Annotated in this window: 16 protein-coding genes and 2 tRNA genes; 12 read left to right on the forward strand and 6 right to left on the reverse strand. The window is 69.1% G+C overall.

Features of this window, described 5'->3' with window-relative positions:
• Window positions 1–45: 45 nt before the first annotated feature.
• A tRNA-Lys gene (locus AABM36_RS09530) sits at window positions 46–121 on the forward strand.
• A gap of 160 nt (window positions 122–281) precedes the next feature.
• Here AABM36_RS09530 and AABM36_RS09535 read toward each other — a convergent pair.
• A complete protein-coding gene (locus tag AABM36_RS09535; RefSeq protein WP_423445978.1) occupies window positions 282–770 on the reverse strand; it encodes a MarR family winged helix-turn-helix transcriptional regulator in 489 nt (162 codons plus the stop codon).
• Window positions 771–1032: 262 nt separating this feature from the next.
• Here AABM36_RS09535 and bcp point away from each other — a divergent pair, with 262 nt between their 5' ends.
• The 8 genes from bcp (at window position 1033) to AABM36_RS09575 (ending at window position 9043) form a co-directional block, all read left to right on the forward strand.
• Window positions 1033–1506: a thioredoxin-dependent thiol peroxidase gene (gene bcp, locus AABM36_RS09540; protein ID WP_423445980.1), complete on the forward strand. Its 474-nt coding sequence runs from the start codon at window positions 1033–1035 to the stop codon at window positions 1504–1506.
• Window positions 1507–1766: 260 nt separating this feature from the next.
• Window positions 1767–1848, forward strand: a tRNA-Leu gene (locus AABM36_RS09545).
• A 57-nt stretch (window positions 1849–1905) separates the two neighbouring features.
• Entirely contained in the window at window positions 1906–3519 is a 1614-nt protein-coding gene (locus AABM36_RS09550; RefSeq protein WP_423445982.1) for an ABC transporter substrate-binding protein, read from the forward strand.
• Between the two features lie 59 nt (window positions 3520–3578).
• The gene (locus AABM36_RS09555) at window positions 3579–5114 is read left to right on the forward strand and encodes a malate:quinone oxidoreductase (protein WP_289929848.1); all 1536 of its coding nucleotides are present in this window, start codon (window positions 3579–3581) and stop codon (window positions 5112–5114) included.
• Window positions 5115–5368: 254 nt separating this feature from the next.
• Window positions 5369–5758, forward strand: coding sequence for a MarR family winged helix-turn-helix transcriptional regulator (locus AABM36_RS09560; RefSeq protein WP_019309319.1), 390 nt, complete (start codon window positions 5369–5371; stop codon window positions 5756–5758).
• A 175-nt stretch (window positions 5759–5933) separates the two neighbouring features.
• The gene (locus AABM36_RS09565) at window positions 5934–7013 is read left to right on the forward strand and encodes a YihY/virulence factor BrkB family protein (RefSeq protein WP_423445985.1); all 1080 of its coding nucleotides are present in this window, start codon (window positions 5934–5936) and stop codon (window positions 7011–7013) included.
• A 252-nt stretch (window positions 7014–7265) separates the two neighbouring features.
• Complete coding sequence (locus AABM36_RS09570; protein ID WP_259906466.1) at window positions 7266–8363, forward strand: S-(hydroxymethyl)mycothiol dehydrogenase; 1098 nt, start codon at window positions 7266–7268, stop codon at window positions 8361–8363.
• Window positions 8360–9043, forward strand: coding sequence for an MBL fold metallo-hydrolase (locus tag AABM36_RS09575; protein ID WP_423445987.1), 684 nt, complete (start codon window positions 8360–8362; stop codon window positions 9041–9043). Before AABM36_RS09570 ends, AABM36_RS09575 begins: the two co-directional genes overlap by 4 nt.
• 220 nt (window positions 9044–9263) lie before the next feature.
• Here the strand turns inward: AABM36_RS09575 and AABM36_RS09580 are convergent, their stop codons facing one another.
• From AABM36_RS09580 to AABM36_RS09590, 3 genes are read right to left on the reverse strand one after another with little or no spacing between them, the layout of a single operon-like run.
• Window positions 9264–10553 (reverse strand): hypothetical protein, encoded by a 1290-nt coding sequence (locus AABM36_RS09580; protein ID WP_423445989.1) that lies wholly within the window; start codon window positions 10551–10553, stop codon window positions 9264–9266.
• Between the two features lie 9 nt (window positions 10554–10562).
• Window positions 10563–13799: an AAA family ATPase gene (locus AABM36_RS09585; protein WP_423445991.1), complete on the reverse strand. Its 3237-nt coding sequence runs from the start codon at window positions 13797–13799 to the stop codon at window positions 10563–10565.
• Window positions 13796–15016, reverse strand: a complete 1221-nt coding sequence (locus AABM36_RS09590; protein WP_124108964.1) for an exonuclease SbcCD subunit D — start codon at window positions 15014–15016, stop codon at window positions 13796–13798. Before AABM36_RS09590 ends, AABM36_RS09585 begins: the two co-directional genes overlap by 4 nt.
• 623 nt (window positions 15017–15639) lie before the next feature.
• Here AABM36_RS09590 and AABM36_RS09595 point away from each other — a divergent pair.
• From AABM36_RS09595 to AABM36_RS09605, 3 genes are all read left to right on the forward strand, one after another.
• Window positions 15640–16125 carry a DUF6318 family protein gene (locus tag AABM36_RS09595; protein WP_124108963.1) on the forward strand — a complete coding sequence of 162 codons (486 nt, stop codon included), beginning with the start codon at window positions 15640–15642 and terminating at the stop codon, window positions 16123–16125.
• A gap of 326 nt (window positions 16126–16451) precedes the next feature.
• Window positions 16452–17231, forward strand: a complete 780-nt coding sequence (locus tag AABM36_RS09600) for a PKD domain-containing protein (RefSeq protein WP_070638398.1) — start codon at window positions 16452–16454, stop codon at window positions 17229–17231.
• 148 nt (window positions 17232–17379) lie between these two features.
• A complete protein-coding gene (locus AABM36_RS09605) occupies window positions 17380–18441 on the forward strand; it encodes an ADP-ribosylglycohydrolase family protein (RefSeq protein WP_135009947.1) in 1062 nt (353 codons plus the stop codon).
• A 109-nt stretch (window positions 18442–18550) separates the two neighbouring features.
• Here AABM36_RS09605 and AABM36_RS09610 read toward each other — a convergent pair whose 3' ends face one another.
• Complete coding sequence (locus tag AABM36_RS09610) at window positions 18551–19132, reverse strand: exonuclease domain-containing protein (RefSeq protein ID WP_062946280.1); 582 nt, start codon at window positions 19130–19132, stop codon at window positions 18551–18553.
• A gap of 41 nt (window positions 19133–19173) precedes the next feature.
• Window positions 19174–20034 carry a phosphotransferase family protein gene (locus AABM36_RS09615; RefSeq protein WP_423445995.1) on the reverse strand — a complete coding sequence of 287 codons (861 nt, stop codon included), beginning with the start codon at window positions 20032–20034 and terminating at the stop codon, window positions 19174–19176.

The following is a 20034-nucleotide window of genomic DNA, read 5'->3' on the forward strand; positions in this document are numbered from 1 at the left end:
GGAGAAGGCAACGGCGAAACGCCGAAACCTGCACCGGCAGCACCCGCGCCTCTAGCTCAATTGGCAGAGCAATTGACTCTTAATCAATGGGTTCAGGGTTCAAGTCCCTGGGGGCGCACCACACGACGAAAGCCGGGCCGCAGCAGCGGTCCGGCTTTCGTCGTGTTCGCAGTGCAAACACTTCACGGGGTGGCATCCTTGCCCACCGCAACCACCGGCCGCCACGCCTCGCGGGCGAAGTCACCGGCGGAGCAGGAAAGATCAGCGACGCAGCGCCGGGATCAGCGGGCCTGCAGATCTCCCGAGTCCTTGGCGTCGCACGCGGCGCGGTCCTCCTCGACCTCCCGGCGCCAGCGCGCACCACCGAGGGTGGAGATGATCTCCACGAGCCGGCACCGGAACTCCTCGTCGGAATCCTGGTCGCCGCCCAGCAGACCCTGTTCGATGTGTGCGGCACGTTCCAGCACGTGCTCCCCCGCCGGAGAGATGCTCACCACGTGGGAACGGCGGTCGCGTTCGTTCTTGGCGCGGGAGATGTGTCCGTGGACCTCGAGCCGGTGCAGGGTCTTGCCCATGGTCTGCGCCTGGACGCGCACCTCCTGCGCCAGTTGCGCCTGGGTCATGCTGCCTTTCGAGTGCAGGACGTCCAGAGCCATCACGCCCGCGTGGGTGATCCCGAGGGACGCGAGTTCCTCGTTCCACGCGTGCTCCACGAGCCGTGCCGCGGTGGACAGCAGACGGTTCGTGGGCCACTGGTTCCTGTACGACATAAGGCGATTGTATCCACTCGGTGCGTTCCGGACTCTTTACAGTAAAGTGCGAGAGCAGTCAAGGTGCCGCGAGGAGCCGCTCTCCGATGTGGCGTTTCCGCAGGCGCACGACGACGATTCGATCGACCCACAACGGCAGCCACCCGGTTGCAGAGATCCCCGTAGCGCCCCCGAGCATGGCATGCTCGATCTGCACCCCTGCACTGTACGCGAGGTTGCACAATTTAGGGAACATCTGTCACCACACACGGAGGACTGCAGCATGACCGCGCGCCTGAACCCCGGGGACACCGCCCCCGACTTCACCCTCTCCGACGCCCACGGCTGCTCGGTGTCCCTCGGTGAGCTGCGCGGGGAGAAAGTCATCCTCTACTTCTACCCGCGTGCGGCCACCCCCGGATGCACCACCCAGGCCTGCGACTTCCGGGACAACCTGGCGTCCCTCTCCGCCGCCGGCTACCGCGTGGTCGGAATCTCCCCCGACACCCCCGCCGCCCTGGCGGACTTCACCGCCGACCACGATCTCGGCTTCCCCCTGCTCTCCGACGAGGACCACAGCGTGGCGGAGGCCTACGGCGCCTGGGGCGAGAAGATGAACTACGGCAAGGTCTCCGAAGGGCTCATCCGCTCCACCGTGGTCCTGGACGAGCAGGGCACAGTGGCCCTGGCCCAGTACAACGTGCGCGCCACGGGGCACGTGGCCAAGCTCCGGAGGGACCTGGGCATCGCCTCCTGACCTCCGTCCCGCACCGGTCCCGGAACCCGTCCCGATCCCGGGGCGCGGCCACCCCGCGCGGTACGCCGCGGGGCTGTGAGCGCGCCGGGGACAGGTGAGACATGAGCACCACAACGCGAGCGCCGTCCAGCCCGGGCGCCGTCGGCACCTGCGCCGCGGCACGGGCGGTTCGGGCTGCTCCCGGCGTTCCCCGGGCGGCAACTGGTTAGGATGGGGACGATCTCGGGAGGTGCTGTGGCACCGAAACGTTTCCGAGAACGGCGCGAGTGGTGGAACTGGCAGACACGCAGGATTTAGGTTCCTGTGCCTCACGGCGTGCGGGTTCGATTCCCGTCTTGCGCACAGCACGGCTGGGGACCGCCACGCAGAAGACGACCAGAACGGCAGGAAGGTGCGCGGGTGACGGCTGAGAAGGCATTTGGGCGGCGCACGCTCTTTGCCGCCGCCGGCCTCGGCCTCGGTCTCTCGCTCACGGGCTGCGGGGACAGGGGTGCCCGGTCGGGAGCGAGCGCGCCCGCGCCGCAGGCTTCCTTCGTGCTGGCCCACGCCGCGGCGCCCACGGGGCTGGATCCCTCTCGGCGCACCTCGCAGGAGACCTCACGGGTCTCCACGCAGGTCCTGGAGGGGCTCGTAGCCGCGGACCGGTCCACGGGCGAGCCCTCCCCGGCCCTCGCGGAGTCCTGGGTGGTCGCCGATGACCAGCGCTCGGTGACCTTCACACTGCGCGAGGACGTGAGGTTCCACGACGGCACGGAGTTCGACGCGGCAGCGGTCAAGGCCAACTTCGACAAGTGGCAGGCCCAGGCGGAATCCGCGGAGACCTGGGCGCGCCAGTGCGCCTTCGCCACCACGTTGCGCCACGGTTCACCGGACCCGAGGGTCAGCACGTGCTACGCGGGAGTGGACGTGGAGGACGAGCGCACCGTGGTGCTCCGGCTGACCCGCCCCTACACGCCGCTGCTCTCCGCGCTGACCCAGCCCGCGTTCGCCATGTGCTCCCCCGAGAGCATCCGCGCGGGCACCGAGGACCAGCACCTGGTGGGCACCGGCCCCTTCCGGCTGGACTCCGCGAGCCCCGAGTCCGTGAAGCTGCTCGCCCACGAGGACTACTGGGGTGAACTGGGCAGCGTGGGAACTCTGGAGTTTCGGGTCGTCCCCGACCCCGAGGTCCGCTGCGCCGCCCTGCTGACGGGTGAGGTGGACGCCTACGACCTCGTGGGGCTGGACGCCTTCGCCCCGCTGGCCCGAGAGGGCATCCAGGTGCTCTACCGTGACCCCTACGCCGTGTCCTACCTGGGACTCAACCAGCGGGTCCGTGCGTTCCAGGACCTGGACGTGCGCCGAGCCGTCGCCGCCGCCATCGACCGCGGGTCACTGGCCAAGTCCCTGTACCCCAACGGGACCAACGTGGCGGACCAGTTCGTGCCCGCACGTTTCAACGTCAACGGGGACAACCTGCAGATCCCCGGCTACGACCCCCAGCACGCCAAGGACCTGCTCAAGAAGAGTTCCTACCGTGGCGAACGGCTGCGTTTCCTCTACCCCCGCCACACGTCCAGGCTGTACCTTCAGGAACCGGAACGGGTGTACGCCCAGATCTCGGCGCAACTCACCCGCGTGGGCTTCCGCCTGCAGCCGGTGCCCATGGACTGGGACGAGGGCTACCTCGATGCGGTGTCCACCCCGGATGGGGACCACGCGTTCAGTCTCCTCGGGTGGAGCGGCAGCTTCCGGGACCCGGACAGTTTCATGGCCCCGCTGCTCAGCGCACCGCAGGCGCGCCTGGGGTTCGACGACGCCGGGCTGATGACCGCGGTCAACCGCGCCGCGGGCATGCCCCAGGGCGATTCCCGCACCAGCGCGTACAAGACCCTCAACGACCGCGTGTCCGAGGAGATGCCGGCCGTGCCGCTGTCCCACCCCGACTCCGCGGTGGCCGTGAGCTCCCGGGTGGTGAACTACCCGCTGACCTCCACGGGCTTCGAGCGCTTCAACGATCTGGAGCTCGCCTGAGCCGCTTCGCTGCCAGCTCGCGCGTTGGGAGTTGACCCTGGCTGGGGATATCCTGGACCGTGAACGTCCAGGCGCAGTGCCGCGCCGCACATGCACGCACGGGAGAAACAGTGACTTCACCTCAGCCCACCGAAACCGCCGATGTCGTCCTCGTGGGCGCCGGCATCATGAGCGCCACGCTCGCCACCCTGCTCAACGACCTCCAGCCCGACTGGAAGATGGTGGTCCTCGAGCGTCTGGACGCGGCTGGGCTGGAGAGCTCCAACGCCTGGAACAACGCCGGCACCGGGCACTCCGCCCTGTGCGAGCTCAACTACGCCCCGCAGGCTGCCGACGGAACCGTCAGCGCGGACAAGGCGCTGAACATCAACGAGCAGTTCCAGGTGACCCGCCAGCTCTGGAGCTCGCTGGTGGAGAACGGCACGCTGCAGGACCCCGGCTCCTTCATCAACTCGGTGCCCCACATCTCCATGGTCTTCGGTGAGGAGCATGCGAACTACCTGCGCGCGCGCTACGACGCCTTCAAGCCGAACAAGCTGTTCGAGCGCATGGAGTTCACCGAGGACCGCAGCGTGATCGCGGACTGGGCTCCGCTGACCATGCACGGACGCGGCGCGGGGCGGGTGGCCGCCACCTTCGCTCCCGAGGGCACGGACGTGGACTTCGGCGCGCTCACCAACCAGCTTCTCGACCACCTCCGGGGGCGCAACGTCTCCGTGCAGTACGGCCAGCAGGTGACCACCCTCAAGCGGCAGAGCGACGGTTCGTGGCTGGTGTCCGTGGAGGACCGTCTCAACAGCGACAACAACCGCGTGATCCGCGCCGGGTTCGTGTTCCTGGGCGCGGGCGGCGGTGCGCTGCCGCTGCTGCAGAAGTCGGGCATCAAGGAGGCCAAGGGCTTCGGCGGCTTCCCCGTGTCCGGCCTGTTCCTGCGCAACACCGACCCCACCGTCACCGCGCAGCACAACGCCAAGGTCTACGGCCAGGCCTCCGTGGGCGCGCCTCCGATGTCCGTCCCCCACCTGGACACCCGGTACGTCAACGGACGCCGCGCCATCATGTTCGGCCCCTACGGAGGGTTCAAGCCGAACTTCCTCAAGAAGGGGTCCCTGCTGGACCTGCCCAAGAGCGTGCGCGCGCACAACCTCTACCCCATGACCCGCGCCGGGATGGCCAACCTCGACCTCGTAAAGTACCTCATGGGCGAGCTGACCAAGACCCGGTCCCAGCGGATCGACGCCCTGCACGAGTACTACCCCACGGCGGACGGGTCCCAGTGGGAGCTCATCGAGGCCGGGCAGCGCGTCCAGGTCATGAAGTCCGACCCCAAGAAGGGCGGCGTGCTGCAGTTCGGCACCGAGCTGGTCACCAGCGCGGACGGTTCCATCGGGGCCCTGCTGGGCGCCTCCCCCGGAGCATCCACGGCCGTGCCGATCATGCTCAACCTGCTCTCCCGCTGCTTCCCGGCCAAGCTGTCCGAGTGGGAGCCCCGGATCAAGGAGCTGATTCCCGCCTACGGCGTCAAGCTCAACGACAACCCGCGGCTGGCTGACGAGATCATGGGCCACACCGCGTCCGTTCTCGGCATCGACTGAGACCACCACAGTCTCCCGCGGGGGCCGTTGCGCTGCGTGCGCAACGGCCCCCGCGCCGTCGTGTGCCCCTTTGCGTGGACAGGCACGAGGCCCCCGGCCAGAAGTGTGGACACGTCCCGGGAGATATGGGAAAGCCCGCCCTCGTAACATGTAGATAACGTTCATAGGGGGTGAACGTTGCTACAAAGGGGGAAAGAATGACGTCAAGGGGGAGTATCGAGGCGTGGGATGCTTTGAGTCGCTGCCATGTGTCAGTGACCAGACAACTGCAGCGGGACGTTGACCTCCGCGGGCTGTCACGCCGCGAGTTCGAGGTGCTGGCCACGCTGTACGGGTCGGATCGCAGCGGACTGAGGCTGCGGGACCTCAACAGCCACGTGCTGCTGACCCAGTCCAGTCTGTCCCGCATGCTCGAGCGTCTCGAGAACAAGGGGCTCGTGACCCGCCGACAGGACTCGCAGGATCTGCGAGGAGTGCGAGTGGGACTCACGGAGGCGGGGGCGCAGCTCTACGAGCAGATTTCGGCGGACAACGACCAGAAGGTCGCGGCTGTGGTCAGCACGGCGCTGGACGCCCAGGAGATCCGCGTGCTCACACGCCTCAGCGAACGCATCCACCAGTACGCGCTGTCCCTGTCCCGCTAGGAGGGACCGGGCCGGCGCCCGGCGGAGAACCCGCGCGACCGCGACCGTGCCAGTCCACGGGCGCGGTCGCGCTCCCATTCGGTGACACACGCAGGAAGGCCGCGCACAGTTAGTACACTGACTCGCAGCGCCTGCACCTCGCAGCCCCGTCTCTTTCCCCCTCGAGAGGACCCCCATGACCGACCAGAACCTGGAGTCGACCGCGGCCCGGGAGGACTCCGCTCCCCACCCGGACCACGACTCCAAGCCCGACTCCCCCGGCAAGCTCAAGGGCCAGTCCTGGGGGTATGTCCTCAAGCGCGCCCTGTCCGAGTTCACCAAGGACGGCTGCACCGATCTCGCGGCCACCCTCACCTACTTCGCCGTGCTGTCCATCTTCCCGGCGCTGCTCGCGCTGGTTTCGCTCCTCGGCGTCTTCGGCCAGGGTGAGGCCACGACCAAGGCGATCCTGGACTTCCTGAACCAGTACGCCCCTTCGTCCCTCGTGGAGCTGCTGTCTGAGCCCATCTCCCAGCTGACCACCCAGTCCGGCGCAGGTCTCGCCCTCGTTGTCGGTGTGGCCGGTGCCCTGTGGACCGCGTCCGGGTACACCGGGGCCTTCTCCCGCTCGATGAACCGCATCTACGAGGTCTCCGAGGGGCGCCCGTTCTGGAAGCTCAAGCCGGTCATGCTGCTGATCACCCTCATCGTGGTGCTGATCGTGGCCGCCATCATGGTCATGGTCCTGCTCTCGGGTGACCTCGCCCAGACACTCGGCGACGCCGTGGGGCTGGGTTCCACCGCCGTGACCGTGTGGTCCTGGGTCAAGATCCCCGTGGCCCTGTTCCTGCTGGTCCTGCTGATCGCCATTCTCTTCTACGCCACCCCGAACGTGCAGCAGCCCAAGTTCAAGTGGATGAGCCCGGGTGCGGGGATCGCCCTGGTCTTCACGATCGTCGCGGGCCTCGGCTTCGCGTTCTACGTCTCCAACTTCGCGTCCTACAACGCCACCTACGGAGTGATCGGCTCCGTGATCATCCTGCTGCTGGGGCTCTGGATCATGAACAACGCGCTGCTCTTCGGCGCCGAGGTGGACGCCGAGCTCGAACGCGGTCGTCAGCTGCAGGGCGGCATCCGTGCCGAGCGCACCATCCAGCTCCCCCCGCGGGACACCACCCAGGTGAAGAAGCTGCGCACCAAGGAGGAGAAGCTCGAGGCCGAGGGTCGCAAGATCCGGCTGCACACCGAGCACGTGGACTACTCCGAGAAGGACTGACCCGCACCCTCCCGACCGCCCAGGCGATCGCCACCCCGGGGCCCGCACGACACGATCGTGCGGGCCCCGTCGCGCACTCGGGATCCGTGACCGGGGGCGGTGGGCGGCGTCGTCGTGGTCAGCTGTTCCTGCGCGGCGCAGCACCGTGGTGTTCACCGCGCGGCGAATCCCCGCGGAGCGGCTGCGCGGCGCGGAGCGGACCGCGCATACTGGGAGCGACAGGCAACCGAGCAGCACGACGGAGGCAACTGCATGCACAAGGTCAAGGGAGTAGTGGTGCGGGCGGCGAACGAGCCCGCCACGGTGGAGACCATCCTGGTTCCGGATCCGGGGCCGGGAGAGGCCCTGGTGGACGTGCTCACGTGCGGCGTGTGCCAGACGGACCTGCACTACAAGGTGGGCGGGGTGGGGGACGACTTCCCCTACCTGCTGGGGCACGAGGCCACCGGCGTGGTCAGCGCGGTGGGCGAGGGTGTCACCGAGGTCTCCGTGGGCGACCACGTGATCCTCAACTGGCGCGCGGTCTGCGGAGAGTGCCGCGCGTGCCGCAGGGGTGAACCCTGGTACTGCTTCGACACCCACAACGCCACGCAGAAGATGACCCTGGAGGACGGCACCGCGCTCGAACCGGCCCTGGGCATCGGGGCCTTCGCGGAGAAGACGCTGGTGGCCGCCGGTCAGTGCACGCCGATCGGCACGCCCCTCGAGGACGAGCAGTACGCGGCCGTGGGGCTGCTGGGCTGCGGCGTCACCGCCGGAATCGGCGCCGCCATCAACACGGGGGCCGTGCAGCGGGGCGAGTCCGTGGCCGTGATCGGCTGCGGCGGCGTCGGCACGGCCGCGATTGCCGGGGCGGCGCTCGCGGGAGCCACCACGATCATCGCAGTGGACGTGGACGACGACAAGCTGCGGACCGCGCAGCGCCTCGGTGCCACCCACACGATCAACTCGCGCACCACCGACCCGGTCGAGGGCATCCGCGAGCTCACGGGTGGGTTCGGTGCGGACCTCGTGATCGACGCCGTGGGGGTCGCGGACACGTTCATGCAGGCGTTCCAGGCACGGGACCTCGCGGGGCGCGTGGTGCTCGTGGGCGTTCCGAACCCGGGCACCACGGTCGATCTGCCCCTGGACGAGGTGTTCTCCCACGGCGGCTCCATCAAGTCCGCGTGGTACGGGGACACGCTGCCCTCCAGGGACTTCCCGATGCTCGTGGACCAGTACGTCCTGGGGCGCCTGGACCTCGACGCCTTCGTGTCCGAGCGCATCGCGCTCGACGACGTCGACCAGGCCTTCGAGACCATGTCCTCCGGCAAGGTCCTGCGCTCCGTCGTGGAGCTCGACCGATGACGCGGCAGCCCGAGACCGTGCTCACCGACCCCCGCGGTGGCGTGACCGTGGAGAAGTGTGTCACCGAGGGGACCTTCAACCTCGACGGCGGCTCGTGGGAGGTGGAGAACAATGTGTGGATCGTGGGCACTGCCGCGGAGTGCGCCGTGATCGACCCCGCCCACGACCCCGATGCCGTGCTGGAGGCGGTGGCGAACCGCACCGTGACCCACGTGCTGCTGACCCACGGGCACGACGACCACATCAAGGCCGTGCGGCAGTTCGTGGACCGCCTGGGCGGGGAGACCCCCGTGCTCATGAGCCACGAGGACCTCATGCTGTGGCATGCGGTGTACCCCGACGGCCCTGCTCCGGAGCCGCTCTCCGATGGTCAGCAGCTCCTCGCGGGATCGGTGGCCCTCACCGTGCTGGCCACCCCCGGGCACTCCCCCGGTTCTGTCGTCTTCCATGCTCCGGACCTGGGAGACCACGGGGTGCTCTTCACCGGCGACACCCTGTTCCAGGGAGGGCCCGGGGCCACGGGGCGCTCCTACTCGGACTTCCCCACGATCATCGAGTCGATCGACGAGCGCCTGCTGAGTCTGCCCGAGGGCACCCTCGTGCTCCCCGGTCACGGTGACTCCACGACCATCGGGGACGAGAAGCCGCACCTCCCCGAGTGGATCGCGCGCGGTCACTGACCCGCCGGCACCCCACGCGGAGGGCCGTCGTCCTGCTGAGCGACGGCCCTCCGCGTGCCCGGACGGACCCGAGGTCGGCCGGCCCGGCTTTGCGGGAGCCGCTGTCTCCTGGCCCACGTCCCTCGAGTTGCTGTCTCCGGGGCCGCTTACTGAGGGCCCGCTTCCGCAAGGGCCTCTGTCCCCGTCCTCTCCCCCACGGCCCCGTGGGTCGAAGATCTTCTCAGATCGTGGGGTCCGCCCCGGGCGCGCGGCGCAACCCGTGGCTGAAGACGAGGGCGCTGCCCAGCAGCAGCATGGCCGCGGCCACGGGGATCATGGCCGCGGTCATGTAGTCGAAGTACACCCCCAGGTAGGTGCACACCATCAGTCCGATCGCGGTGGCCGCTCCCGTGGCCACGTTCATGAGCGCGACGAGCCCCATGTAGCCGTGGGCCATGTCCACCTGCCCCGCACAGCTGTGGATCGCCAGCAGGCACGGGCCGGAGAAGAACCCCACGGTCATGAGCACCATGGCGTAGCCGACGGTCCCGGAGGGTCCGGACAGCAGCATGGTGGTCAGCAGGGCACCCGTGGCCACGAGCACCCACGTGTTGGACGCCGTGATCCTGTGGCGGAACCGCACCGCGAGACTCGAGCCCACGGCGGCCCCGAAACCCAGCAGCGCGTACATCACACCCATGGACTCCACCGTGTCCAAGGACACGGAGTAGACCGCCAGGCACCCCTGGGCCGCGCCCAGCAGCGCGTTCAACGCCGCGATGCCGAACAGCACGCTGTGCCGGAGCCGGAAGACGGCGGCCTGTTCCCGGTGCCACGACCACGATCCCCGGAACCAGAGGTTCACCGGCATGTTGGCCTGGGGGTGCCGGGCGGAGGGGTGCAGGACGAACAGTGCCATGAACACCACGGACAGCACCGCCGAGACCCGCAGCACGGACGAGGGGCCCGTCACCACAGCGAGCAGCCCGGTGAGGGCGGCACCGAGGACGGTGGCGAGCGCCTCGTTCACCGATTCGCGCCGCATCGCGGCTCCAAAGGCCTGCGGGCGGTCCTCCCCCTCGCACACCGAGGCCCAGCGGAGCCGCGCCGCGAGACCCATGGGTGCCAGGGAGAGGCCCGCGATGAAGAAGGGCAGGAACTCCAGCACCGCGTCCCACGAGGGCGTCACCGTGGTGATGTCCACCCGGGACAGCTGCCACATGACCGTGCACTGGATCACCGCGACGGCCGCCAGGATCCACAACCGCCACCGCACCGTGGCGAAGACCGCCATGCCCATGGCGCACACCGCCATGCCCGCGCAGAGTGCTGCGGAACCGAGCGCAGCGGCCCACGCCGAGGACGAGGTGACGGCAAGCCAGGTCAGCACGCCCAGAGGAGCCATGACCTGGGGCAGACGCAGCAGCAGAGTGATGGCGCTGAGCTGACGGTCGCTGCGCACCCAGCGCTCCCGCGGAGTCGGGGCACCGGAGGGGCGCTGGAGGGCGGCGCGCGAGGTCAGAGAGTTCACGCCGCCAGCCTACTGGGCGGTCAGGGGACCGGCTGTGACCGCCAGGTACGAACCCTGGGGAGTCTTGGTCACCACCAGCTGGGTGTCGATGCGCTGCTTCATCTCGCTCACGTGGGAGACCACACCGATCACGCGGCCGTCGCGGCGCAGCCCGTCCAGAGTCTCGAGGACCTGTTCGAGGGTCTGCTCGTCCAGGGACCCGAAACCCTCGTCCACGAAGAGCGTGTCGATCTCCTGACCGCCGGCCTCTGCTCGCACCACATCGGCCAGGGCCAGCGCCAGCGCCAGAGAGGTGAAGAAGGATTCACCACCGGAGAGAGTCCCGGTTCCTCGGCGCGCCCCGGTCCAGGAGTCGTCGATCTCCAGTCCGAGCCCCGACTTGCCACCACCGCGGGTCTGGTCCGTGTGAACCAGGGTGAAACGACCCGAGGACATGCGGGAGAGGTGTTCGGACGCGACCGCCGCCACGTGCTCGAGCTTCGCCGCGAGCACGAACGAGGTCAGTGTCATGCGCAGCGTGTTCTCGGAGGAGGTGGCGGTGGCGACGTCCGCCAGTCCGCCCAGACGTTCCGCTCTCTCCCGTGCCACCCGGTGCGCAGCCTCCTGCGCCGGCACGTCAGCCGCAGCGGCGTCGAGATCGCGGCGCAGCGCGTGCAAACCCCCCAGTTGCTGGGTGAGCCGGTCACGCAGCTCCTCCAGGTCTCGGCACCGGGCCGCAGCCCGTTCCATCGCGTGGTCCGTGAGCTGCGCACGGTCCTCCTCGGAGAGCCGCGCGGCCCGCTGCATGTCCTGGGTCGCGAGTTCGGCCTCGACCCGCGCGACCTCACGCGTCCACTCCTCGTGCCATGCTGTGAGCTCAGCGGCATCGCGGTCCTCCAGGATGGCTCGCAGCACCGCGTCCTCCGATACGAACGGCGAGGCCTCCAGGGCCTTCTCCACCGCGCGTTCGGCGGACTGGGCCTCGTGACGCGCGCGTTCCAGCACGCGGTGCTCGGTGTCCCATGCCTCGACGGCCTCCGAGAGGGACTCCGCGCTCTCCAGGAACGAGGCGGCAGAGGGGAAGCCACGCAGGCTGGTGGCGAGGTGAGCCCGTTCCTGCTCGTCGTGCTCCGCCATGGCCTCCACCCGAGTCCTGGCAGCTGTCACATTCGCCACCTTCCGGGCAAGCACCGCCTCGCACTGCGCGACCCGGTCTCGGCCCGAGGCCACAGCGGTGGCGGTGCGTTCCACCTCCGACAGCCGCGCGTCCAGCTCTGCTTCCGCGGCCTCGGCAACGCCTGCGCGCTCCACGACCGCCTCGAGATCCGGATCCGCCCCGCGCGCCAGCGCCTGCGATGCGGTGTCCCGCGCGTCCTGCCACGCGGCGTGCGAGCGGTCCACCGCCGCCTGAGCGGCTTCCCTGGCGGCTCGAGCCTTCTCCAGGGCGTCGGCGCTCACGTCCTCGCCAGAGGTGGCGCTTGCCGGCTCCGGATGCTCGGTGGACCCGCAGACGGGGCAGGGGTGCCCGGGGCTGAGCTCCTCGGCCAACGACGCCGCCGCCCGGGCATAGCGCCGCCCCTCCAGCTCCTCCGCGCGCTGCGCCGCGCCGCGCCGCGACTTCTCATCCTGTTCATAGGCGCTCCGGCACCGCTCCTCCACGGAACGCGCCTGCGCATACTCACGACTCGCGGCCACCGCGTCCCGGGCGGCGCGGGCCCGGTCGCGCACCAGCGCCTCGTCCTTGACTCCCGCCAGGAGCGCGCTGTGGGCTTGTTCGGTCGTGGCCAGCTCGGTCCGTGCCGCGCCCAGACCCTCGCGCACACGGTGCTCCTCGGTCTCGAGGGCCCCGAGCCGTTCCTGCTGCGCCAGCATGTCCTGGTGCTCGCGCTGCGCGGCCTCTGCACGCTCGACCAGAGCGCGCGCGGTCTCTCGGGCGGCCACGACGGCATCTCGCAGCTCGGAGGAGAACTCCCCGCGGTCGAGCTGCTCGTCCAGCAGCGTGGCCGCATCCCCCAGGACCCGGCGGGCTGTCGTTCCCGACGCGCTGCTGACCGCAAGGCCCTCCCGAAGCCCCGTGACGCGCGCCGCCGCGGCGCTGACCGTGGCCACAGCCTCTTGCGCGCCGGTGATCATCTCCCGCAGACCCGACGCGGCCTGGTGGTCCCGCAGCCGGGCCACTGTGGTCTCGGCCCGATCGGCGTCCTGCGCAAGTTCCATCCGCTGGTGTTCCAGCCGGGCATACCGCCCCGCCTGCTCTTGGGTGCGCTGCAGCTGGGCCAGTTGCTGCTGGGCCGCCGCGTGGTCCTCGGCTGCTTGGGACCGCGCAGTGGTCAGGGTGTCCTCCACCAGACGGCAGGATGCCTGGAGGTGACCCCAGCGCACCTCGGCCGTGTCGTCCTCGGCGGTCGGAGCGCCGTCGGCCGGGAACGTCCCGGGTGCGGGAGTTCGCCCGCCGTCCCGCGGAGCGTCGGCCATCCCGGTGGTTGCCCGCCTGTTTCCACCAAAGAGCCCCTCCGCCAACGCCCCGTCCGCATGTCCGGGGACGTTTTCCTGGGCGTCCGAGGGCAGGTGCTCAACCACGAGCGCCACCCGATCACGGAACCGCTCGAGCTGGTCGTGGGTGCGCTCAGCCTCCGCTTCCGCCTCGCGCAGATCCGCCCGTGCACTGTCAGCGCGCACCTTGAGCTCGTCCTGGATCCGCGCGTAGACATCCGTTCCGAACAGGGTCTCCAGCAGCTCCTCCCGGTCCTTGGAGCCCGCCTGCAGGAAACGGGCGAACTTGCCCTGGGGCAGCATCATCACCTGGGTGAACTGCTCTCGGTCCAGTCCGATCGCGTGGTGGATCATCTGCCCCACGTCATCCGGGCGGTACCCCCGTTCCGACCATTCTCCGTCCACGAGCTCGCGCAGCAGCACCGTGGCGTGCCGTTCGCTCCAACCCGACGCCGCCCGGGTGGACGGCTCCCGCCACGCGGGAGTCCTGCTCATGTGCCAGCGACGGCCGCTGGCCGTGAACTCCAGCTCCACGCGAGGCGCAGTGTGCGGATCCGCGTGATCGCTGTGCCCGGCCTTGCGGCCACCCTTGGCCGCGGTAGTGGGGCCGGTGCCGTACAACGCGAAGCAGATGGCATCCAGGACACTCGTCTTGCCGGAGCCCGTCTCCCCGTTGAGAAGGAACACGCCGGCGGCGTTGAGCGCCTCGAAGTCCACGGATTCATGACCCGCAAAAGGCCCGAAGGCGGTGATCTCCATCCGGTGCAGCTTCATCTCTGCGCCCCTGCGCCCGTCACCGATGCCACGACATCGTTCACGTCCTGGGCCTCTTCTGGTGACAGCCCGCGGTGCCGGACGTGGTCGTAGAACCTGGCGCACAGTTCTTCGGGGCTGGCCGCCTCTGCCACCTGGGCACTGTATCTGCGCGGCGACAGGCTGCGTCCTCCCTCGGGCTCCCAGCGCAGTTCCACCGTGCGGGGGAAGCGCGTGCGGACGCGCTCCATCGCGGCCGCCGGCCGTTCGGGATCCGTGAGAACCACCTGGCACCACGCATCCTGCGCGGCGGCGTTTTCCGGGGCGGAAAGCAGCGTGGCCAGAGGTCCACGCAGTCGCGCGAGGCGAAGTCCGGCTTCGTGCTCGAGTTCCTCGACCTTCCTCACCCCCGGGGCGCCGATGTCCACCAGCCACGCACCCTTGGTGTGGGACGCCTCCGAGAAGGAGTAGGCCACCGGAGAACCGCTGTAGCGCACGGTGTCCGTGACCCGCTGCCTCCGGTGGACGTGTCCCAGAGCGGTGTAGTCGTGTTCGGCGAAGACCTCGGCGGACACGGTGCCCAACCCCCCGGAGTCCACCACTCGTTCCGAGTCCGTGGGTTCGGCGCCCGTGACGAAGGCGTGCGCCATCACCACGCTGGGGATGCCAGCCCTGGTCCGTTTGTCCACGGCAATGCCCTGGGCCACCGCACCGAGGACTGCCTGGTGCGTTGGAGGGCAACCGAGCAACGGCGCCACGGCCCGGGGTTCCAGGTACGGGATGCCGTACACCGCCACGGCGTCCTCGTGAGTATCCCCGTGATCTCCCGCGTCTTTCAGGGCGACGGACGGCGCTCGTTCCGCTGTCACCGAGCCGTTCCTCTGGCGGAACACCACGGGCCGCTCTGCTCCAGCCACGGATGTCAGGAGGTGCACACCGCCGTGAGCCATGATTTCTGCCCCGAATCCGAGCCGCGCCGGAGAATCGTGGTTGCCGCTGGTGAACACCACCTGCGCCCCCGCCGCACGAATCCCTCCGAGGGTGGCGTTGAGCAGCTCGACCACCTCCGTGCGTGGTTGAGCCCGGTCGTAGACGTCCCCTGAGACCAGAACCACGGCCACCCCGCGCTCTTTCACCCACTGCACGATCTCGGACATCGCCTGACGCTGGACGTCGAGAATGTCGACCCCGTGAAACGTCCGGCCAAGGTGCCAGTCGGAGGTGTGCAGTATCAGCATGCATCAAACGTAACGGGGGTCTCAGACACTCATAAGGGCTCTCACACATGGCGCGCCCGTGTCCCGCTCCCGGTCGGCGGCATCGCGCCCACGTGCACCGGGTCGGGCCCTGCGTTCTCCGTGATTTCTCATGAACCGCGCCTGGACGTCTGCGGCCACGTCGAGACCCATTCAGGCACGGGCGGGGCGTCACCCCCCCCTGACGTGCAGTCGTGCATCTGCATCATTGGAGTTGTCCACATTTGCTCGCCGACCACTCCCGCGGCGGCAGTCTTCACCCTATGCTCTGGTGATTGTCAGGTGCATCACACCGATTCGACAACGACAACAGGGAGAGTGCGTGAAAGATGCTGCACACGGGTACGGCACGAACGCGAGCGCGGACTCTGGCCCTGGTGGGCCTCGGCATCCTCGTTCTGGGTGGTTGCGGGACCAGCCCGCAGGACAACACCGCCGGCACCCAGGCCGCAGAGACGTCCTCCTCCGCGTCACCCTCACCAGAAAGAACCGACACCGGTTCCGCGAAGCCCGCAAGCACAGCCACCCCCACGGCATCGAGCAAAGCGGCCCTGCCCGAGGACTGGCGGCCTGAGGAGCCCACCGTCCTGGCCACTGGGCAGAAGGTGCCAGACGACTACGAGCCCGCCACACTGGAGCACCCCGCACGCAACGTACCGAAGCCGGTCATGCCCCCCGAGGCAAAGGAGGAGACTGAGGCGGGCGCGCAGGCCTTCCTCAACTACCGAGCGGATGCGCAGTGGTACTCCATACAAACAGGGGATACTTCGCTCGTCATGGAAATTACCTCGACTGACTGTGCAGAATGTCTTGAACAATACGAGGCATACGAAAAGATGTATAGCGAAGGAAACTGGGCCGCAGGTGGATTTGAAACTGCGAAAATCGAACCACATTCATTCACAAAGCGCCCAGATGGTGGCTACAATTTGCCGGTAAGGATTAAGAGTTCAGGTGCGACAGCGATCGTTGACGGCAAGATACCGCGACGCCAACTACCGTTCGACTCATCCGAGGGCTTCGATGTTTACCTATACCGAGAGAACGCCCAATGGGTATATCTCACCGGGTCCCCCAGGGGATCACTCTGATGCGCACCCAACGACGACCTGCGGCGCTGTTGACTATAGCGGCCTCAACTTTCTGTCTAACCATTACGCCCCCTGCAGTGGCCGACGAGCCGACGCTTCCAGATTTTGGAATAGGTTCCAAGGAGAGCCAGCTATTTACCGAATCTAGTGCACACGGGTCCATAATCGACGTCAAGATCGAAGGACGGGTGAAGTTTTCCGGGCGCGGAATTCCGGGCACCTCGAACGCGTCCGACGCCTCTGGAGCATCGGGGGGAGATTCACCTGGCGGAGCATGGAACCCCGACACCGATCCGGCCTTTCAAAAGGCTCTCCGCGACCGGTTGATGTCCGACGACGACTCCATCTTCTTCAACGCCCGCATGATGGACACCGCCAAGAACAAGACGGTCTACGGCCTCCAGGATCCCTGCACCGGCGACAAGGGCGCCGCCCTGCGCAGCTGCCGGGCCCAGCAGGAGTGCACGGACGATTCCGGCCAGACCGGGGTGTCCATGGACATCGTCGTGGGCGGGGCATCGGACGGCGCGCGTTCACCTCGAGGCACTCAGATGTGCGTTTCTGATGCCCAGGCCGACGGCGCGGGAGACGACGGCTACGTGCCACTGCCCACGTTCACCCTTCAGGACTTCCAGCGCCTCGCGGTGGCTCCGGCGGAGAACCACGTGCAGCCCGCCCCGGACACCTTGAAGAACATGAACACGAATGTCTACGCCGTGGCGCAGCCTCAGACGTTCGAGACCACCCTGGGTGGCTACCCCGTGTCGGTGCGCGCCTACCCCGCCCAGTACACCTGGAACTACGGGGACGGGGCGTCCCTGGGCCCCACTCCCCTCACCGGTGCTCCCCTGCCGGAGGGTGCGTGGGACACTCCCACGGACACCTCGCACGTGTACACCTCAACCGGTGACTACTCGGTCACCCTCACCACCTGGTTCTACGGTGAGTACAACATCGCGGGGACGGGGTGGCAGCCCGTGGCGGGATACAACCAAGTGGCCTCCGCCCCCGTGCAGCTGAGCGTCTGGCGTGCCACCGTGCACAACGTTGCGGACGACTGCCGGGTGAATCCCGCCGGGGTGGGCTGTCCCGGGGCCTCCCGCTGACCTTTGGGACGCCTCCAAGCCCGCGGCACCTCGCCAGGGTGAGAGACCACCTCGTCCTCCTGCCCGCCGGGGCCGTGTGTCTGCGGTGTTCGTGTGCTCGCCATGCCCTCATGGTCATCACACCGGCGAGTCTTCCTAGACTGGTCCCATGACCATCGAGAACACACCCGAGCTGCTGGCACGAGACCAAGGACTGGACGCGACGTCGCACCGGTACCCGGACCTGGTCCGCGGAGTGGTTCTCGCGCCGTGGATCGCCGCGGGCACGGACCGGCCCGACCAGGCCACGCAGCTCGCCGCACGCACGGTGGCCGCGCTGGACGAGGTGGCGGGCTGGGCCAACGACGGCCAGAGTGCAGACCCCACCGCGTGCGCCTGGCTGTCCTACCTCCGGTGGGCCGTGACCAACGGCGCGCAGCTGCCCGACCACGCCCCGCACCCGCCATCCGACGACCTGGACCGCCACCATCCAGTCCTCGCCGCCCCGGGAGAGCACTCCGGCGACTCCTTCGACGCGCTGGCCACCGGCTCGCTCGGAGAGGTCGTGCGACCTGTGCTTCCCGCCGCGGACAGCCCCGAGGTTCTCGCGCGCACGGCTCCTTACGGCATGGTCCCCACCATCGGGTGGAAGACCCTCGTGGCTCTCGCCGTGGATTCGGCCGCCATCACCCACGGCAGCCCGGAGGCGCAGACCGCCGCCGTGGGCATGGCCCTCGCGGTCCACGCCGCCGCCCGCGCGGCAGAGACCGGTGCCACCGTGAAAGACGTGCTGGCCGAGACCGCTCGGGTGTGCGCCGTCGTCACCCGCCCCGCACCCCGCACCCTCGAGCTGCTGGCGCAGTGCACGGAACCGGACTCACGGCGCGAGCTGCTGGCCGCGGCACCGGATCTCGCCGTACGAGGCGAGCACGCGGCGTCGACGGCCCTGGCTCTAGGACTTGCCGCACTGGCGGACGCCGCCTCCTCGCAGTCCCCGGCCTCAGCCACTCCGGGGGACGACGCCGCTCGACGCGCCTCTGCGGCGCTGCCCGGGGACACCCCGGTCCACATCGCGGCCCGAGTCGTGGCCACCACGGTGGCCGCTGCCATGTGGGGGCTCAGCGGCACGGATCCGGCCGCCCCCGAAGCACCCGGGACGTCCGCTCGTGATGCCACCCGGGCCGATCTCCTGGCGCTGGCCGACGAGTGGATCTCCCGCTGGTGCGCCTGACCCCGTGGTGATCGTGGCAGGCCGGGGCTGAGGCCTCCGAGCGGATCGCACCAGGGGTGCCCGGCGGGTCGCAGTGGTCAGGCGACGTGGAAGGGCGCGCCCGAACCGGCTACAGGTCCGCGCGCTGCATCCGCACGCCGTAGTGCGACACCAGTTCCGCCATGCTCTCCGCCCCGCTGCGTCGGGCGAGGTCCAGCACGATGCCTGCGCAGGCAAGGGAGTCGCTCAGGGCGTTGTGGTGATCACGCACCTCCGCTCCCGCCGCGCGCGAGGCGTTCGGGAGGGAGTACGAGCGCAGCGTGTACGCCGCCCGCGCCAGCCTCAGGGTGCAGGCATAGTCCCAGACCCGGGATGCACCCCCGCACGCGCTGTTGGCGGCCTTGATGACACCGGTGTCGAACACCGCGTTGTGGGCCACCAGGACGGAGTCCGGGTCCTCCGGGGAGATGGTGTCGCACATCCAGTCCCAGAGCTGGTCGAACGTGGGGGCGTCCGCCACGTCCGCGGGCTGAATCCCGTGGATGCGCACGTTGCCCCGTTCGAAACCGTCGTGGCCCGCGGGAGGCCGGATGAGGGAGTACCTGGTGTCGACCACCCGACCGTCCCGGACGCGCACCACTCCCAGGGCACAGGCCGAGGCGAGGCTGCGGTTGGCGGTTTCGAAGTCGATGGCGGTGAAGCTGACGGACACGCTGTGAGCGTACGGCCCCGCTCCGACACGATGAGGGTGGCTCAGACGGCCGCCACGGCGCGCGACTCGTACCAGGCGTCCGCCTTCTCGACCGCCTGGCGGACCTGGGCGGCGTCGAGCTCGTGGTGCAGCGCGTAGGCCACGGCCTGCAGCGGGAAGATCCGGGCGTGCAGACGCGCCCGTTCGTAGCCGACCTCGTCCGTGGCATCGCGCACACTGGGCCAGCCGAACCACAGTCCCAGGGAGGCAATGTCGTACGCGGGGTCGCTCAGGCACGCGTGGTCCCAGTCGATGACGCCCACCAGGTGCTCCCCCTGGCACAGCATGTTGGAGCCCATGAGGTCCCCGTGGACGAGCTGTGGCGTCACGTTCTCGAGCGCCACGAGGTCCTCGATGGCGTGCAGCGCCCGGTCCCTGCTGCGTGGCAGCAGCCGGGGAAGCACCTGCTCCAGCAGGACGTGGCGACGCCGGTGCCCGCCCCAGTGCTGCCCGGGGCGGTCGAGCCACGGCTCGGCGGCCCGGGCGTCCGCGCGGCCGATCTGTTCCAGCACTCGGCGCAGCTGACGGGGGTCCACGGGTCCCGGAGCCCGGGGTGCCCCGGGGATCCACGTCATTCCGACGGCCGTGTAGCGGCCGTCCTGGATCACCGGCGTCAGTGGTCGGGGCACAGTGAAGTCGAACTCCGGCAGCTTAGACAGCGCCCGCGTCCGACGCCGGACGTTCTCACCGGAGGTGGGGTTCTTGGCGATGCGCACACTCATCATGTGGCCCGCGTTGACCACGATGTGCGCCGAGCCGCCCGCGTGCAGCTCCCAGTCGGAGCGCTCCACGGAGACACCGGCCTCCGCCAGAACCGCTTCCACGGCGTTGGCGAAGGGGAGGTGTCCGCAGGCGAAGGTCAT

The organism is Kocuria sp. KSNUG, assembly GCF_049532735.1.
In the GTDB taxonomy this organism is placed as follows: domain Bacteria; phylum Actinomycetota; class Actinomycetes; order Actinomycetales; family Micrococcaceae; genus Kocuria; species Kocuria rhizophila.

Excerpts from the sequence above, each read along its gene's own strand:
- AABM36_RS09535 (WP_423445978.1), bottom strand. The coding sequence starts at position 770 with ATGTCGTACAGGAACCAGTGGCCCACGAACCGTCTGCTGTCCACCGCG.
- bcp (WP_423445980.1), top strand. The coding sequence starts at position 1,033 with ATGACCGCGCGCCTGAACCCCGGGGACACCGCCCCCGACTTCACCCTC.
- AABM36_RS09565 (WP_423445985.1), top strand. The coding sequence starts at position 5,934 with ATGACCGACCAGAACCTGGAGTCGACCGCGGCCCGGGAGGACTCCGCT.
- AABM36_RS09570 (WP_259906466.1), top strand. The coding sequence starts at position 7,266 with ATGCACAAGGTCAAGGGAGTAGTGGTGCGGGCGGCGAACGAGCCCGCC.
- AABM36_RS09575 (WP_423445987.1), top strand. The coding sequence starts at position 8,360 with ATGACGCGGCAGCCCGAGACCGTGCTCACCGACCCCCGCGGTGGCGTG.
- AABM36_RS09585 (WP_423445991.1), bottom strand. The coding sequence starts at position 13,799 with ATGAAGCTGCACCGGATGGAGATCACCGCCTTCGGGCCTTTTGCGGGT.
- AABM36_RS09590 (WP_124108964.1), bottom strand. The coding sequence starts at position 15,016 with ATGCTGATACTGCACACCTCCGACTGGCACCTTGGCCGGACGTTTCAC.
- AABM36_RS09600 (WP_070638398.1), top strand. The coding sequence starts at position 16,452 with ATGTCCGACGACGACTCCATCTTCTTCAACGCCCGCATGATGGACACC.
- AABM36_RS09605 (WP_135009947.1), top strand. The coding sequence starts at position 17,380 with ATGACCATCGAGAACACACCCGAGCTGCTGGCACGAGACCAAGGACTG.
- AABM36_RS09615 (WP_423445995.1), bottom strand. The coding sequence starts at position 20,034 with ATGACCTTCGCCTGCGGACACCTCCCCTTCGCCAACGCCGTGGAAGCG.